11 protein-coding genes are annotated in these 16,293 nt (G+C 60.2%); 2 read left to right on the forward strand and 9 right to left on the reverse strand.

Annotation, left to right across the window (positions count from 1 at the left end; translation table 11 throughout):
- Window positions 1-178: 178 nt before the first annotated feature.
- Together PYV00_RS23210 and PYV00_RS23215 are read right to left on the reverse strand one after the other, a co-directional pair.
- Window positions 179-1,255, reverse strand: coding sequence for an IS5 family transposase (locus PYV00_RS23210; protein ID WP_275230717.1), 1,077 nt, complete (start codon window positions 1,253-1,255; stop codon window positions 179-181).
- A gap of 444 nt (window positions 1,256-1,699) precedes the next feature.
- A complete protein-coding gene (locus PYV00_RS23215) occupies window positions 1,700-3,691 on the reverse strand; it encodes a CocE/NonD family hydrolase (RefSeq protein WP_275230718.1) in 1,992 nt (663 codons plus the stop codon).
- A gap of 677 nt (window positions 3,692-4,368) precedes the next feature.
- Here PYV00_RS23215 and PYV00_RS23220 point away from each other — a divergent pair.
- On the forward strand, window positions 4,369-6,600 hold the full coding sequence (locus tag PYV00_RS23220; RefSeq protein ID WP_275230719.1) for a TonB-dependent receptor: 2,232 nt from the start codon (window positions 4,369-4,371) through the stop codon (window positions 6,598-6,600).
- Between the two features lie 369 nt (window positions 6,601-6,969).
- On the forward strand, window positions 6,970-7,443 hold the full coding sequence (locus PYV00_RS23225; protein ID WP_428981680.1) for a VOC family protein: 474 nt from the start codon (window positions 6,970-6,972) through the stop codon (window positions 7,441-7,443).
- A gap of 170 nt (window positions 7,444-7,613) precedes the next feature.
- On the opposite strand, the gene PYV00_RS23230 is transcribed toward PYV00_RS23225, so the two are convergent.
- The 7 genes from PYV00_RS23230 to PYV00_RS23260 form a co-directional block, all read right to left on the reverse strand.
- Window positions 7,614-8,843, reverse strand: coding sequence for an MFS transporter (locus PYV00_RS23230; protein WP_275230720.1), 1,230 nt, complete (start codon window positions 8,841-8,843; stop codon window positions 7,614-7,616).
- 119 nt (window positions 8,844-8,962) lie between these two features.
- Complete coding sequence (locus tag PYV00_RS23235; RefSeq protein ID WP_275230721.1) at window positions 8,963-9,853, reverse strand: phytanoyl-CoA dioxygenase family protein; 891 nt, start codon at window positions 9,851-9,853, stop codon at window positions 8,963-8,965.
- Between the two features lie 30 nt (window positions 9,854-9,883).
- Window positions 9,884-12,628: an oligopeptide/dipeptide ABC transporter ATP-binding protein gene (locus PYV00_RS23240; protein WP_275230722.1), complete on the reverse strand. Its 2,745-nt coding sequence runs from the start codon at window positions 12,626-12,628 to the stop codon at window positions 9,884-9,886.
- On the reverse strand, window positions 12,625-13,590 hold the full coding sequence (locus PYV00_RS23245; RefSeq protein WP_275230723.1) for an ABC transporter ATP-binding protein: 966 nt from the start codon (window positions 13,588-13,590) through the stop codon (window positions 12,625-12,627). The genes PYV00_RS23240 and PYV00_RS23245 overlap by 4 nt, the downstream gene beginning before the upstream one ends.
- A complete protein-coding gene (locus tag PYV00_RS23250; protein WP_275230724.1) occupies window positions 13,587-14,504 on the reverse strand; it encodes an ABC transporter permease in 918 nt (305 codons plus the stop codon). Before PYV00_RS23250 ends, PYV00_RS23245 begins: the two co-directional genes overlap by 4 nt.
- A 1-nt stretch (window position 14,505) precedes the next feature.
- Window positions 14,506-15,450 (reverse strand): ABC transporter permease, encoded by a 945-nt coding sequence (locus PYV00_RS23255; RefSeq protein ID WP_275230725.1) that lies wholly within the window; start codon window positions 15,448-15,450, stop codon window positions 14,506-14,508.
- 61 nt (window positions 15,451-15,511) lie between these two features.
- Window positions 15,512-16,288, reverse strand: coding sequence for a class II aldolase/adducin family protein (locus PYV00_RS23260; protein WP_342803837.1), 777 nt, complete (start codon window positions 16,286-16,288; stop codon window positions 15,512-15,514).
- Window positions 16,289-16,293: the final 5 nt, after the last annotated feature.

Here is a 16,293-nt window from a genome sequence, read left to right on the forward strand (position 1 = left end):
CGGCGCGGCCACCTATCGGCCATCAAAATTGACGCCGACCGGACTCCGTAATCGTCGCGCTACATTTGAGGCTGGCGACGGTCGATTGACGGCGCCAAGGTCGCTTTGGCCCTTTATTTCGCCTGATTCCGGCCTCGATCGGCTCCTTGAGTGAGGCTTATTAGGATTTCGGGCGCAGCTATGCCGTCGAGGCTCGTCTCTCATGGAAGATCAGGCGGCCCATGTTGTAGGCGATATTGGCAAGGCCGATTTTCGCGCGCGCCCGCTCGATGCCGACGGTGCGGACGGACAGGCCCATGCGATCCTTCTGCTGGGCGAACACATGCTCGACCGCGGAGCGCACCTTCGACTTCGTCGCGTTGCCGCGGCGGATATGATCAGGCATCGGCCGGCGCGGCGGCTTCTTGCGATGGATACGGCTCACCAAGCTGCGAGCCTTGAGCCACTCCTCGTTGACCTTCGAGCGGTAGGCCGTGTCGGCCCAGACACTCGCCGAGGTGTTGTCGGTGGTCACGATCTCGCGCAGTACCGCTCCGTCGTGGCGCCCCGCGCTGGTGACCGTCCAGCTGCGGATGAAGCCGAACGCTTGATCGATCGCGACATGCGTCTTGTAGCCGAATACCGCGATGGCGAGTTCGGGCACCGAGCGCGGCGCCTCGGGATCGCGCGGCCGCCCGATCTTGACCGTCCAGCGCGCATCGGTGTCCTTTTGCGCTGCCTTGTTCGGCTCGTCCTTCCAGATCTCGCGCGCCTTGCGCCCCGCCTTGATCTGCGTCTTCTCGGCAGCCGTGTTGCGCTGGCGCGACGCGGCCACCAGGCTGGCGTCGACGATCTGCCCTCCCATCGCGAGATAGCCGCTGGCCCTGAGCTGGCGATCGAACTCGGTGAACAGCCTGTCGATCGCGCCCGAGCGCGTGAGCCGCTCGCGGAACAAGCGGATTGTGTTCTCGTCGGGCGTCCTCTCACCAAGATCGAAGCCCAGGAAACGCAGCCAGCTCAGCCGGTCGCGGATCAGAAACTCCATCCGTTCGTCGCTGACGTTGTTCTGCGCCGCCAGGATCAGCACTTTGAACATTGTCACCGGATCATAGGGCGGGCGGCCACCCTTCGAGCCGTCCGAGTAGCCAAGCCCGGCATCGAGCACTGGCCGAAACGCCTCGAAATCAATGATCCGGCCCAGCGCCTCGAGCGGATCACCCGTCTCCGAAAGCCGCCGAAGGTGATCACCAATCGCGAAAAGCCCCGATACCTCCATTCCGCACCTCACCTGACGAGGCCGAGTGAATCACTTCATGCCGCCAAGTGCCAGCGGTTTTTGGGGGCCTCCACCTGATCCGCGCACGACCATACCGGCCAGCGGCAATATGCTGCACCTCAAAGGCCTTACAGAAGCGCGCTCTCGATCACACGCTCTGCCAGTCAGAATCCTCTTGTACTGCGGGCGGCAACCACAGAAGATGCACATCGGCACGGTCTTGTCGCCGCTTGAGAACTGCCGCTGGCCGGATTCAACCGAGCCTACAACCAGCGACGACAATGCGCATTCGAACACAGTTCATCTCACCAGAAGGTGGAAGAGCGGATCAATCTTGTACCATCTCTCGCCAATCCTCCTTGCAAACCGAAGGGAGTCGGACGGTCTTATGACTAAAACCGACAATATCTTATATTGGTTTAATAATATATCACACCCAAACAGCTAGTATTCAAAACTACTTTTCCATGATTTTTGAAAAACAGATTCCCCACTTTCAAAGGCGGTGCATTGGGTCTCCAGTGTTAGGCGCCCGGCGAACCACGACAAGTGACTTTTGACGGTCACTCGCGTGAACCAGCCTGGTCGCCGATAGATCTGTTCGCTTTCGAAACAAGCTTGGGCCGACGCACCGTCGTGAGGCAAAATCGTATAGAAGTGTCTGCCACTGCCGCCCATGACCATTTCTCCGAGCCGCCGCGTCGGATAGCACGTACGCGATGTCAGCTTGACGCGGCCGGTCCCGGCATCCCATTCGCTCATACGGTCAATCTGGCCGGCTTCCAGTTCCTCAGATGGGATTGGACAAGCCGACACCGGCGGGCCGAATTCCGGCAGATCCCGGATGACCTCTTCCGGCATCCAGGGAAGCAGCAACGCCGCCGCACCGGGATCGATCATGATGCCACCCGGCCCATGTTCAGGCCAAACCATGGGCCAGTACGTGGTGGACAAGGCCAGCCGGACGCGGTTGCCGGCGGCAAAACTGTAGGCGACCCCTTTCAACGGAACCTCGCAGGAAAAGAATTGGCCGGCGGCCACATTTTCCGGCCTGCGGATTCGCTGGACCGCGAAAGTTACGCGCGCCGAAGCCCCTTCCGGTACGACCTCGTTCAGGCGAACAATGAGCGTCGCTGTCGGACCATCGAGCGCAAGATCGAGTTTGAGCCTTGCAACACCAACGAGATCCATAGCCTCGTCCAGCGGCTGCGTATCGAAACACAGGGAGAAGGCATCATCCTGACGGCTATCGCCCTGGAATTCCGGCCCATCGCCACCGCCGTCGAGCGGACACCACTCCCCGGCGGCGATACCCAGCGATTGCACCGTATCGAACCGAAGCGGCGACGACGCTTCAGCGGCGCGCGGCGAGAGGGCGCTCCCGTCGAGATGGAAGCATCGCAAATCGCCTTCGCATGGCCATTCGGGAAACGCGATCCAGCGCCCCTCGATCGTCAGATCCCGTGGATGCGGCTTCAGGTCTCGACCGAGCCACAAACGCAGCATCGGCTCGTCCATTATCCCGGTCTCTTCCCCGACGAGCCATTGCCTCCACCAGCGCACGCATTCCTGGAGGAAGCCGATTGCCGGGCCAGGCTTTCCCCATGTCGGGTACACATGCGTCCAAGGGCCGATCAATCCCTTGCGTGGAACACACAGGTTTTGCATCAGCCGCAGCACGGCATCGGAATAGCCGTCCGTCCACCCGCTTACCGCGTAAACCGGACACTGGATGGCGGTATAATTCTCACAAACCGAGCCATGCCGCCAGAAAGCGTCTCGATCCATATGCTCCAGCCAGGATGCCAACGGCGGTGACAGGTTCTCAAGGCGATGCCGCCACATCTCCCGCCAACGCTCGCCGACGTGGGCCGGGTCCGGTGGGCGAGCGAGTTGGAGCAGCAAACCCGAGCCCCATTGCAGGCCATCGGCCAGCAACGCACCGCCCATGAAATGCACATCGTCGCGATAGCGATCATCTGTGGAACAACAGGTAATCACTGCCTTGAGCGCGGGCGGGCGGCGAGCGGCGACCTGGAGGCCGGCAAAGCCGCCCCAGGAGATGCCGATCATCCCCACATTGCCGTTGCACCAGGGTTGTGCAGCAAGCCAGGCGATCACCTCACAGGCATCATCCTGCTCTTGCTTGAGGTAGGTATCGAGAAGCAACCCTTGGGAGTTACCGCTTCCTCGAATGTCTATGCGAACCGAGGCGATTCCGTGTATGGCGAAATAACCATGGACCATGGAATCGCCGACCGCAGTCCCGTCCGATTGCCGATAAGGTATCCATTCGAGCACGGCAGGCACCTGTCCAAGTGCGGCCTGCGCCGGCTTCCACAAACGCGCTGCCAGCTTCGTGCCATCGGACAAGGGAATGGTGATCTGTTCGAAGGGAGCCGGCTCATCTCCGGCAAAAATGGCGTTCATGGTCATTCCATAGCTCTTCAGGTGCCGCCTTCAGGACCGCGCCAATCCATCCAACCGCCCCTCCACCAACCATCGCGCCCCGGTCCGACGCTCATCCGGCCCATCCCCGGCGGCGACACTGCCGCGGCCCAATGGACGAATGCCCTCCTGGAACAGCTTTGCCGATTGGAGATGGCACGATCGAACCGGAGGGTGACCGCCTTGTTCGACGAGGCACGCCTGACTTCTTAATCACCCCAGACCCAAGAAGATAATAGCAGAAGTTCCCGCAACCATAGGCAATCCTGATGCCTGTTTCGGGCCATGCCCGAGTTGTTTCCTCGCGCCGCGCGATCGGCAAACGGGGGGAGACAGAAAGGTATCACGCCACCTTATACCCGCCAAAAGTTTGTCTATTTGAGTTTCTCTGCCTATCGAGGTTACCACAATACACCCCATATACGATCAAAAAATGGAAATTCCGCGAACAGGGTGCGGAGTAAATTTTAAATAAAAAAATAATATTGGATCATATTTTCCGTTCATGAGGATGCCGACATAATCGTAGTTAAATTCCATATGTCATTCATGTGACGAAGAGGATACGAATTATGATGCGGTCAAATTTGCAGAAACACATTGTTCCTCGATCGAAGCACGGCAGATTGACGAATGTCGCATCTGCCCCAGCGATAACGATCGTCATGCTGTTGGCCGGCGGCCCGGCGTTTGCGGAAGAGGCGTACGCTGCCGATGGTCAGGAAGAAATCCTGGTGACAGCGACCCGTCAGGGTGAGGTGCGGCTGCAAGACGTTCCGATGTCGATCTCGGTTATAGACACCGAGGCGATGGAACGAAGTGGCGAAGACGGCCTGCAGTCGCTGGCCCACCGCGCCGCATCCATCATGATTCAGGAAGACACCCCGGGCATCAACCGGATCGACATGCGTGGCCTCGTCACGGCGGGTGTCGCGGGCGATTCGGCCGATATCTCCGTTCGCTCGATGGTCGGCGTCTATCTCGACGAAAGCTCCATTGCCCAGTTCGGCGGCAATCCCGATTTGCGTGTTTTCGACCTTGAACGCATCGAGGTTCTGAAAGGGCCGCAAGGCACGCAGTTCGGCGCCGGGGCAATGTCAGGTACGATACGTTACATCACACAGAAGCCCGACACGAACCGCTTCTTCGGCTCCGCCGAAGGCACGCTTTCCACCACGCGCCACGGCGGCACGAATTACAGCGTGCGGGGAATGACCAACATTCCAATCATCGCGGACACTCTCGCTTTCCGCGGCGCCATCTACAAGGGCGAAGATTCCGGCTTCATTGACAGCATCGGCATGTACAACGGTGTCGTCGCGAAAAATATCAATGAAACCCGAAACTTCCAGCTCCGCGGAGCTGTGCGTTGGTACGTCACCCCCGATCTCGTCACTGATTTCAGCTGGACTCATGCACGGCTGGAGGCCGATGGCCGCAACAAGGGCTATTCCGGGCTCAAGCCATACCAGACGAGCATTCTTGTGCCGGAGGGGAGCTCATCGGACTTCGATCTCTTCAATAACACGACGAGATGGGACGTCGGCCCGGTGACGTTGAGTTCATCGACATCATTCCTCAAGCGCAAATTCACCTATACGGACTCGCAGGAGAGTTATCCCGCCAATTATACTGGCGTTCTGCTTCCCGCAACGTTCGATTCCATCAACAAGACCGAGACATGGACACAGGAGTTTCGCCTTTCGTCCAGCGCTCCTGGCCCGCTTCAATACAACTTCGGCGTCTACTACGAGAAGCTCACGCGGGATTTCTGGGAGGATATCTGGGCGCAGGACATTTCTGAACTCCTCGTGGACGCGGGTTACCGGTCGGCAGGATACTCTGCTCTCTACGATGGCGGCTTCTACAAGGACAGCTTCTTCTCAGCGACACAGGCGATTAATGAGAGCCAGATCGCTATTTACGGCGAAGTCACCTACAGTCCGGTCGAAAGTCTCGATCTGACCGCCGGCGTGCGTTACTTTGACTGGCATCAGAAATTCGATCTCTATTTCGGCGCTTTCACCGGCGTTCTGGAAGCCGGAACCCCCTCCGTGAAGAACGACTCCACCAGCGAGAGCGGCTTCAATCCGCGCTTCCGCGTGAGCTACAAGGCCAACGACGACCTCCTGTTTTTCGCCGAGGCATCCAAAGGCTTCCGTTTCGGCGGCGTCAACCAGCCGGTTCCACCGGACTTGTGCGCCAGCGGCATGGCGCAGGAAGGCATCACGGAAACGCCTTCGGATTTCGGAGCGGACTCGCTGTGGAGCTATTCCGTCGGCAACAAAGCCTCATTCGCGGGAGGACGTGCTACCGCCAACTTCACCGCGTTCTACATCAAGTGGAGCGACGTCCAGACAAAGCGCCTGATCCCGGTCTGCTGGTACTCATTCGCCGAAAACGCCGGCGAGGTCGTCAGCAAGGGCCTCGAATTCGATGGCAGCACCCGGTTGTTCGACGGCTTCAACCTTTCGGCCAATGCCTCGTACACCAACGCGAAATCGAAGGGCTCGATCGTCAATCTGACTGCGAACAGTGGCGATCCGGCGCCGTTCTTCCCCAAGTGGATCGTTGGCGCTGGTGTCGATTACACGACGCCGCTTGGCGCCGGCAGTCTGCTTTTCGAAGCGAACTGGCAGGTCCGCAGCGGCTTCTGGAATGTATTCAATCACGAATTGTCCAGCGCCCGCAAAACTCCATCCCAGGACTTTCTGAGCGCCAGCATAAATTATTCTCTTGGAAATTTCGAAATTGGGCTATTCGGCACCAACCTTTCCGGCGGAACCAAGTATATCCTGAGGGACTTGAGCTATCGCGAAGCTTTTTATCCCGGGGATTCCTACAACTTTTATGCCCGCCCCCGCACCATTGGCGCCCGCGTCAAGGCGAGTTTCTGACGCGCGGCACAAAGGACCAGCCGGCTGATCACACACACACACACACACACACACACACGTGCAACCGCCGGCCGGTCTGTTCTCCAATGGCTTGCAGACAGCAAAGAGATCTTCCCCGCTATTCCTATTGCGCCCGCAGGATCGAACCCATCTTTAGACCCCTTGGAGGCCTTGCGCGCTTGGCCATGCTTGCTGGACATACCTCTCCAGCAAGACTTCATTTCAAGGAAGGACGGCATGCCAGACAGCGGGTATGCGGATAAGCATATTGGTCGCCGGACTGCCGATGGAACGCGGTCTGCCACAAATCGCGTCCGGCACCGGGACTCCCTGACCGGTAGCACCCCTGTTTCAATCCGGTCGACTGAAATGAAATCGTTCCAAAAGTTATCGCAACGCAATGGATGTCGAGCAATGACCCCACTTACTCCTTTCCACGTCGCCTTTCCGGTCGACGATCTTGAAGCTGCCCGCCATTTCTATGGTACAGTGCTGGGCTGCCCCGAAGGCCGAAGCGACACCGCCTGGATCGATTTCGATCTTTTCGGCCATCAGATCGTGGCCCATTTCAAGGTGAAAAGCCCGGAAGCGGAGGGCACTTTCAGCAACCCTGTAGACGGGCATGACGTTCCCGTGCCGCATTTCGGCGTCATCCTCGACATGCGGGACTGGGAAGCCCTCGCCGAGCGGCTGACGGCCGCCGGAACCAAGTTCGTTATCGAACCTTATGTGAGGTTCAAAGGCCAGACCGGAGAACAGGCGACCATGTTCTTCCTCGACCCGGCCGGCAATGCGCTTGAATTCAAGGCGTTCGCCGACATGTCCCAGCTATTCGCGCACTGACGCGCGAATCTCGGAAAAGACAACCGGGCGGAAGTGGCGGCGTAAGTCCGACGCCGCCGCTTGGCGCTGTCGCGACGGGCGGCGCGCGACAATCCACCAGAGGATCCACACCTGTCTCGTTCAGCCGGTCACCCCAACCAAGCCGTGTCGGCATGGGGTCAAGGTCAAGGTCAAGGATCGCGCCGATAGTCCGACAGGTACAGGTGAAATCCGATCCAGCTCGTCAGCGCGATACACAAAATGCCGGCGGCAATCGTCGAGGCCGGTAATCCGAACAATTCGATTGTGAAGCCGGCGATGAGGCCGCCGACGGGAACCACTCCGATCAGCATCATGGTGTAAAGCGCCATGATCCGCCCACGCATTGCATTCGGGACGAGGCCTTGCAACAAGGCGTTGGCCGCAAACTGCTGCGACAAGGCAGCGCAGCCCATGGGCAACGCGAGGAGCGTGGTCACCCACACCAGATCGGACAGGCCGATCAGAACCAGTGTCAGCCCCTGCAATGCGGATGCCGCGACGAATACTCCGACGAGCGGCAGGCTGGTACGGACCAGCAGCACGATGGCTGCGGCAAGAGCACCGATCCCGGTAACGCTCATCAGCATGCCGGCCATATCGGCTTCTCCGCCCAGGATCTGGTTCGCTAGCATCGGCAGGAACGAGAAATAGGGAACGCTGGTCAGGCTGCCCAAACCGAGCAGGGAAAGGTAGTACCGTGCCGGGGCATTGGCGGCGACGAAAGCAAGTCCGTCTGCGACGTCCCGGAAGAATCCGGTGATCTGCATCTGTCGTGGCTGCACGGGCAGCGGCATGCGCCACAGAATAGCGATCAGAGGCAATGCGGCGAACGCCTTGATGACGAAGCAGGAGCCCTCCCCCAGACTGGCGATCAAGATGCCGCTCATCGCTGGCCCCACCAAGCGCGCCATGTTGAATATTACCGCATTAAGGGCAATCGCATTGCGCAAGTCCGCGCGATCAACCAGTTCGCCGACAATCGCCTGTCTGCCGGCAATGTCGAACGCGGAGACCGTGCCCATTGCCAGCGCGGCGGCCACTACGATTCCGGCTGTGACGGCCTCGCTCGACACAAGCATCGCCAAGGCAGCAGCAAGCAGCATCTGACTGCATTGGGTCACGATCAGCAGACGGCGACGATCCACGCGATCGGCGACGGCGCCGACCAGCGGACCGAGAACGAGCGATGGCCCCAGGTCGCAGAAGACGAGGAGGCCGAGAAGAAACGGCGAATGGCTCAGACGCCATACCAGCCAGGCCAGAGCCAGGCTGTGTATCCAGTTTCCGATCAACAGGAATGCCTGACCGACAAAGTAGTGACGGAAGTTTGCGTGGCGAAGCGCACCACTTCCAAACCGCGACAGGAACAACGATCGCATGGTTATTGTAGCTCGCATGTTTTCCAGCGATCAGCATCCCGGGCATGGCCCGCATGCCCGGGACCGGAGCTTCTCTTTCAGGGGACCCGCGAATACCGACGGCTGCGCCGTGCATTCGCTCAGGCGACCTTGGCCTTCTTGTAACCGTAGTGCCCGACGTCGCCCGCACTGTATCCCTGCTCGCGCAAGGGGAAATGGTGCTCGTCAAGGATGCCAGAGTAGTCGCGATCGCGCAGAACCGAATCCGGCAGCTTCACGAACGGACGATACGAATGGTGCTCTTGCCCTTCGGTCTTGAAGGGCGTGTTGACGATGGTGTTGTACGAGGCGTGGAACAGGGTACGCGGGCGATCCGAATTGTTGGAACCGGAAGCGTGCAGCGTGTTGCCGTGGAAAAAGCAGGCGTCGCCTGGTTCCAGGATCATCGGCACGGTTTCCAGCTGCTGCAGAACGAGTTCCAGCCGTTCGGGATCGAAGGCGACCGCTTCGCCGTAGGCCTTGTGATCGACCCGGCCCAACTTGTGCGAGCCCTTGACCAATCGCATGCATCCGTTCTCGTCATCGCAACGGTCGACCGCCGTGGTAATGGTCAGCATGTCGGGCCAGAGGCAGCCTTCGAGATACCAGAACGGAAAGTCCTGGTGCCAGTCCCAGCGACCGGGCGTGTGCGGACGCTTCAACGAAAGCTTCGAGTGCCAGTGGTAGACAGGCTGCCCAAGAATGGCGGCGGCATTGTCGATCATCCGGGCCATGAACGGCGCCTTGCCGAGATAGGTTTCGGACTGGTCTTCCCAACCGATGACTTCCTGCGCGTTTCCGGTGCTGTCCGCGACAGCCGGAACCTTGCCGTCGACGGTCGGGTTCACCTCGCAAGCGAGGCGCAACGGCTCGATTTCTTCTTGCGAGAAGAAGCCCGGAACAATCACGTATCCATCGCCATAGAAGCTTTCGATTTGCGATGGGCTAAGTGGAAACTCGGTCTTAACGCCGGATCCATCTTCTGTATTCATAACAATCTCCTGTTGAATACCTTAAATATATTAAACATTCCCCTCCGGTGAGATTGATCTTATATCTTTGAGAATTGCTATTCTCCCGTCCGAAGTCCACGATCCGGCGAGATTTTTTCTAGTCACCCACGCATTCACTCCATGATATAGAAAGACGTAGGCACCCGTTTCTTCGAGCATGTCCTGAAGGCGCACATACATGGCGGCCCGTTTCGACGGATTCGTCTCGGCAATGGCCGCGTCGTTCAGCGCGTCCCATTTCGGAGAGCAGGCACGCGCCCAGTTCCATTTCCCGATCTGGTCACACGTATACCAGGCCGTCACCCAGCTCGGATCCGGCGTGGTCGTATTGGTAATCATGTACGCTTCTACCGTGCGCCAGCTGCCGCCGGCCGTATCCTGTTGCTGCGCGGCCTGCGCGGCGGCATCGCCCTGATCCAGCCTGAGCCGGATACCGACTTCGGCGAGTTGCGCCTGAATGGCCTGCGCCGCTGTCGCGTAAGCGACGTCATGCGAGAAGGTGAGCGTGAGTTCGAGATTTTCCGCCCCGGCCTCACTCAGAAGACGTTTCGCGCGCGCAGGATCATAGGGATAGAGCAAGCGGCGGCGCGAACCCGGCAGCGACGGCGGCACCAGGCCATAAGCTCGGTCCACCAGATCCGGGCCGAACGTGGCGTCAACCACCCTTTGCGGGTCGATCGCCTGCTGTATCGCACGACGAACCCGGATGTCGCGCAACTTCTCATGTTCGACATTCATGCCGATGAAGGTGTAGGCCAAGGCCGGCTTGACGATGAGATTTACGTCCGGATCGTTCTCCTCGCGCAAGGGGGCGATATCGCCAGGCTCGATCTTCGTCATATCCAGATCGCCTGCATCGAAGGCGACATGGGCGACCCGCTCCTCGTCTATCGCCACCAGCCGGATCTCGTCGTAATACGGGCGGTCTCCCGGCCAGCCCTCATGGCGGACCAAGGTAACCTCCTTGCGCGGCTCCCACTTTTCCAGCCGATAAGGACCGCATGTCGCCAACGGATCCATTCGAATCCGCCCCCCGGCCTTTTCCACCGCAGCTTTGCACACGATCAGGCCTGAGGTCTCGGGCAACGTGCTGGAAAACAATGGAGGATAGGGCCGCTTGAGACGGATGACGCCCGAATAGCGTCCTGTCACTTCCACCTTGTCGAGCGCCGCCCAATCATCCTTGAAAATGGCCTGCACACGGGGATCGGCAAAGCGCTCATACGAATACTTGACATCCTCAGCCGTCACCTCGCCGTAGCCGTCAGTCCATTGCAGTCCGGGCCTCAACTCGAAGGCAATGGTAACGTCGTCAATCTGCCGGATCGTTTGCGCGGCATCCTTTGACCAGGTCCAGCCTTCGCCGCCATCGAACTGGCACAGGCCGGAAAAAATGGCGTTAGTCACCACCTGATCGTACCAGCCGCCGCGATTGGCCGGGTCGAGACACATGATGTCGCCATCGTTCTGGATACGAAGCACTTTGTGGTCGGCGACCGGGACGCCATTGCCGACGGTATCGCGTGTCCGCTGCCTGCCGAGCGTGACAGCCCCGCCCGCGGCGATCGCGCCGCCAGCCAGAACGGTCATGAGTTGGCGGCGGCTGATCCTTGTCGGCGTGTTACCCGGAGGCTTTTGAGCATGCCCACCGGCGGATCGAGTACTATCCGTTTCACAAGTCATTGCGGGAACCGCCTGTCCGAGACGCGAAGAAGTCGGCAGGGCCTCCTCCAACGGCTTCCTTCCAGCACCTTGCGCGACGAGGCGATGCTCATCTGCTAACGGGTAATGGCAACGCACCTGATGCTCGGCACCCACCGGCGGTTCCGCTGGCGCCTCCACCCGACAGCGCGGCTGGGCATGAATGCAGCGGGTATGGAACTCGCAACCGTCCGGACGGCGCGTCAAACTGGGGACTTCGCCCGGCAAAGGACGCGGCCGTTCTTCCGCATGGCCGCCGCGCGCTGCGATCAGCGCTTGGGTGTAGGGATGGTGCGGGGCGGCGAAAATCGTTTCGGTCGGCCCCATCTCGACAATACGGCCAAGATACATGATCGCGATCCGATCGGTGATCTGACGCGCCACGGGCAGGTTGTGGGTGATCAACAGGCTGCTCAACCCGAAATCGGTTTGCAACCGCACCAACAGGTTGAGCAACTCGCCCTGAACGGAAAGATCGAGCCCGGCCGTGGGTTCGTCCGCGATCAGCAAGCTGGGTTTTAACGCGATCGCCCGCGCCACAGAGACGCGCCGCGCCTGCCCGCCCGAGATCTGATGCGGATACCGATCGCGCAGCGCCGGAGACAGGCCGACTTGCTCCATCAGTCGGGCGACCTCCGCCCGCTTGTCCCGTCCGCCGACACGGTACACTCTGAGAGGCTCGGCGATGCTTTCACCCAGCGTCATACGGGGATCGAGCGAAGCGACGGCGTCCTGAAAGGTCACACCTATCTCGCGGCGGATTTCCCGCCACGGATCGCGCGGCGCCGACGTCGCATGACTGTCGAAGACATGACCGTTTACCAGCACATGGCCGTCGGCCATCGGCACAAGCCCCAGGATCGCCTGTGCCAGCGTCGTCTTCCCGCTGCCGCTTTCTCCGACCAGACCGAGAGTGGTCCCCGGCTGGATCCTGAAAGTGACGCCATCTACAATTGTGACTTCGCGCTGACGGTTACCGCCCGCCTCGGACAATCCGCCACCCTCGGCAGCATAGCGAACAGTCGCTTTCCAGACTTCGAGCGCCGGTTTCATGCCGCGACCTTGGCGCAACGGATCAACCCGTTTGCCGCAACCTGCCGGAGGGGCGGAGTCTGGTGCCTGCAATCATCGTCCGACATGCCGCAGCGCGGCGCGAAAACACATCCTTTTCGGGGCGCCCGAAGGTCCGGCACCTGTCCGGCAATAGTCGGAAAGTGCCGGTCGCCGGGAGACATTTGCGAAGGATCGCATGCCAACAGGGCCTGAGAATAAGGGTGACGGAGAGCGGAAAACCCCGAATCCACCGGCGCGACTTCAAGCAGTTCGCCCGCATACATCACGGCGACCCGGTCGCAGAAGGAACTCACGAGGCCCAGATCGTGGGTTACAAAGACGATCGCACCATCCACCATCAAGCGGACTTCGCGCAACAGTTCAATGATCTGCGCTTCGGTCGTCGCATCGAGTGCGGTGGTCGGCTCGTCCGCGATCAGCAGCATGGGATCGGTAAGCAAGGCCGCGGCAATGCCGACACGCTGCCTGACGCCGCCGCTCAACTGGCGGGGATATTGCCACATACGGGTGCCGGGATCGGTCAGGCCGACGCGCGAAAGCATGTCGTGCGCCTTCCGCCATCGCGTCTCCTCGTCGAGGTCCCGCCGCCAGTGCTGGAATTCCACCAGTTGCTTTCCGATCGGGATGACGGGGTTGAAAGCGGTGAAAGGATCCTGAAACACAGCGGCGATGCCATTGCCGCGAAGGGCACGCTGCTCACGCGGCGAAAGGGCGTGAAGGTCGCGCCCATTGAAGAGCATACTGCCACGCGCGACCGCTCGCGGCGGAAGCAACATCAGGATCGCGTTGGCGAGAGTCGACTTGCCCGCACCGCTTTCACCGACAACGCCGACGATCTCGCCCTTGTTGATGGAGAAATCAATGTCACGCAGTACGTCGAGCGGCCCGTCGGGGGTTTCCAGCGTGAGGCAGAAGTTCCGAAGCTCGAGTAGCGCCGTCATGTGTCTCGTGCCTTGCGGCCGGAACTGCGCGGATCGAGTGCGTCGCGCAGCGCTTCGCCGAAGAAAGTGAAGCCAATCGTGGCGAAGATTATGGGCAGACTGCCGGCGATAATAACGTGTGTCCCCTGACGGATGTAGGAATAGCCATCGTTGAGCATGCTGCCCCAGTCCGGCGTCGGCGGCTGGATGCCCTGCCCCAGAAACGACAGGCCGGATTCAAGCGCGATCACCGAAGGGATGTTCATCGCCATCATGATAAGCAGCGGCCCCAGCACATTGGGCAACAGGTGCCTGGCGATGATGAAACCTGGTGATGCCCCGATGGCCCGAGCGGCTTTCACATATTCGGTGCCCCGCAGCACCATCGCCTGGGTTCGCACGAACCGGAAATAGACCGGGATGGAGAAGGTGACGATAATCAGGACGAGGCCGAAGATGCTGGGGCCAACCAGTGCCACCACGGCCAACGCGAAGATTATCATCGGCAGCGACACGATAGCGTCGCAGATCAGCAGCAGCGCGGAATCGAGCAAGCGAGGCCCGTATCCACCGAAAAGCCCCAGAAACAAGCCGGCAGAGGCAGAGATCATGCTGCTCCCGAGCGCGATCCCAATCGTCGGGCGAGCGCCGTAAATTATCCGCGCATACAAATCCCGGCCAAGCTGATCCGTGCCCAGAAGATGGGCAAGGCTCGGCCCTTGCAAGCGTTCACCGGGATTTATCGCCACGGGATCGTGACCGGTAAAAAGACCAGGAAGCAGCGCCCACAGGACGATGACAATGATCGGTATGGATCCGATCAACCCGGACCGGGTCTCTGGTAGAAGTTTGCCTGCGGCACGAACGTGCGACACACTTGACCTCAACCGACGGGCCAGAACACGCCCGCCGTTGCCGCGCACGCGGAGGGCCATGTCAGAGTTTGGCGCGTGCATCGGGCGAAAGCCTTGCAAGGCACAGGTCGGCGACAAGGTTGCAGAACAGGTAGAGGCTGGCAGTCACGACGACCGTCCCCGTGACCACGGGATAGTTGCGGGATATCACGGCGTCATAGGCAAGCCGCCCAAGACCGGGCCGATCGAACACGATCTCCGTGAGCACCGCCCCCGAAAGCAGCGTCCCCAAGCCAACTCCCAGCACTGAAATGACCGGGACGATGACGATCGGCAACACAAAGCGCAATGCGATGCGCGTGTCCGAGACGCCGAAAGCCCGATAGGTCCGTACGTGGTTCTCACTCATCACGTCCAGCATCGCTGCGCGGATAATCCTTGCCAGATAACCGACCCAGCCAAGACCCACGGCGAAAGACGGCAGTATGAGGTGATGAATGTAGCTAAGCGGGTCACCGCTCTTTCCGGCACCGATCGCCGGAAACCACCGAAGCTGAACCGCGAAGATCAGAAGCGAATAAATCGCAACGACGAACGTCGGGACCGCAATGATGGAGGTTGAAATCACCCCTATCAGCCGATCCGCCCAGCCGTTGGGATAAAGGCCGCACCACAGGCCCAGCCCGATTGCCGCGACAACCGCCCAGAGAATGCTGGCGAACGCGAGAACCATGGTGTTGGGAAGCACATCCAGCACAAGCCGGGCAACCGGTTGCCGGGTTAGCACGTCGGTCCCGAGGTCACCGGTCATCACTCGGCCGACAAACATGAAGAATTGGACGAAAACCGGCCTGTCGAGCCCCATTTCGGCGCGAAATTCCGCTTTCATCGCCGCCGTTGCACGCGGCCCCAAGGCTACGGATGCAGGGTCCCCAGGAACGGCATGGATGACGCAGAACAGCAACGACACAGTCACCACCAGAATCGCAAGGGCGAGACCGATGCGCCGGAACAGATAAGCGATCATGGCGCGATCATCCCGGCATCGCGCGGAACTGAGCCGCTTCGCGAAGCGTTCGCCATTCTTCTCACTCTCCGATCAGCGGCAACATGGACCGCCAGAGGAATTCGTAGTGCTCGAGGTCTCCGCCATCGCGGTTGTACTGATCCGCCGTGTGCCTGCAGACCTCTTCGGACGGGATTGTAAGCTCGGCACCGCCGGATTGGGCCGCAATCTGAATGCGGCACGCGGTTTCCAGCAGATAGATCGTGCTGAAGGCTTCCGGGATGGTCCTGCCCGCCGCAAGCAAACCGTGATTGCGCAGAATCATGGCCTTGTGCATCCCGAGATCGTCAACCAGCCGCTCACGTTCGCCAAGGTCCAGCGCGATACCCTCGTAATCGTGATATCCGATATGGCCGCGGAACTTCAGCGCCTGCTGGCTGATCGGCAACAAACCCTGCCGCTGCGCGGCGACCGCGGCTCCGGCGGCGGTGTGCGTATGGATTATGCAGCCGAACTCGGGTCGCGCCATATGAATGGCGGAATGGATCACGAAGCCTGCCGGGTTGATCGCCGTTTCATCCCCTTCCTGCGGATGAACGATCCGTCCGTCACAATCGATCCGCACCAGCGTCGAGGGAAGCATGTTCTGGAACAGCACCCCATAACGGTTGATCAGAAAATGATCTTCCGGTCCGGGAACACGGGCACTGATATGCGTATAGACCAGATCGGTCATGCCGAAGTGAGCAACAAGCCGGTAGAGGCTCGCCAGGTCGCAGCGCAGCGCCCATTCGTCGGACGTCATGTGGGCAGGGACGGAACTAGCGATTGTCGCCGACATGGTGGAAGGTTTCCTCATCGCAC

It is taken from the genome of Novosphingobium album (ex Liu et al. 2023) (assembly GCF_029076845.1).
Classification (GTDB): Bacteria; Pseudomonadota; Alphaproteobacteria; order Sphingomonadales; family Sphingomonadaceae; genus Novosphingobium.